This window comes from Sulfuricurvum sp. PD_MW2 (assembly GCF_002633015.1).
Classification (GTDB): domain Bacteria; phylum Campylobacterota; class Campylobacteria; order Campylobacterales; family Sulfurimonadaceae; genus Sulfuricurvum.
In genome coordinates this window covers 1-1,433 of sequence record NZ_NSIU01000068.1, presented here as the reverse complement: position 1 = coordinate 1,433, position 1,433 = coordinate 1, and the positions used below count along the sequence as shown (strand labels likewise).

1 protein-coding gene is annotated in these 1,433 nt (G+C 38.8%); it reads left to right on the top strand.

The window, feature by feature from the left end:
* Nucleotides 1–1,433: DUF5916 domain-containing protein (locus CJD30_RS11635; RefSeq protein WP_294919342.1), on the top strand; the 1,433-nt coding region annotated here is incomplete at both ends.

Genomic DNA, 1,433 nt, shown 5'->3' with positions numbered 1-1,433 from the left:
ATTGTGGATGGAACACTCGATGCTTACGGCACGTGGGATTTCAAGTGGGATACAATATTCAATTCAGCAACATCAGTCGAAGAAGATCACTGGAGTTTCGAATTCCAGCTTCCGCTTTCATCAATCAGTTTTCAGGATAAAGACGAACAAGATTGGGGCATAATGTTCAAGCGCGAATATGCCGCGAACAAAGAAATTATTTTGAGTCAGCTTGTCGATAAGAATCAGCCGTTCAGAGTAAGCGACTTTCGCAAAATACAAGGGCTTACCGGGTTGAAGAAAGAAACAAGTTTGTTCTTTACGCCCTACTCATTTTATTCCTTCAAAAATAATATCAGCGATAAACAAAGCGACGGCAAATTTAAATTTGGCGGCGAAGCGAAATATAATCCGCTCTCTTCAATGACAATTCTTGCAACGGTGAATCCCGATTTTGCGCAGATAGAAACCGATAGATTAATTATCAATGTTGATGATGTGCCGACTTCATATCCTGAGAAAAGACCTTTCTTCACAGAGTCGAGTGATTTGTATCCCGGACTTGCTGTCAACACAAGGAACATCGAAGATATTGATGTTGGAATCAAACTAAGAGATGTGCGCGATAATATTAAGTACGACATCACATGGGTTTTGGACAGCAAGCAAAATAAATGGTACACGGGCGATTTTAGATGGACCGACAACCTAACTTTTTATGTTGATTTGATCGGAGGGATCAAACAACAAAAAGAAAGAACCGATTACAACTTCACAACAAATTTAAGAACGTGGTTCTTCGATAAAAGATTAACCGCTTACACTTGGTTCGGAACAATAAATAAACAGAACGCAAAAAATGAATTTGAGTCTGTTAATTCAATCCGCTGGATAACACGTGAACTTACCGTTGCCGTTTGGAATCACTACAAAACAAAATACTACAATCCGAACATTACGGGACACAACACGCTTTCGAACGAAATACTTTTCGATTCATGGATTTCGTATTCATCAATTAACGAGAGCGGATTTTTTAGAGTCGTTACGCCGCAGATTAAAAATCAATATGCATCCCTCTATACAAATCCGGAATATTCATACGACTATTTAACACTTTCAGTAAACTCCACTTTGAATTTGGGGAATGCGCTCGGCAACTGGAATTTTGATGTGAGCTACTTCCCTTCCGCAAAAAAATACTTCCGGTACAGAAATACGGATGGATATTCGGAAGACAAAATATTTCAGGATGCCTTCAGTGATTTCGTTCTCATTGAACAAAACAAAGACGGCTTGCAAATAGACTTTAATTCCGATTACTCGAAAATTCTCGGCGCCAAATTTTCTTACGATAACCGGCAAGTTAGAAAATCCTCTGCCGATAATTTTTCCGGTGAAATTTATTGGAAGATTGCCCCGGCTTCAATTATAACTTATTCGATGGAATATAT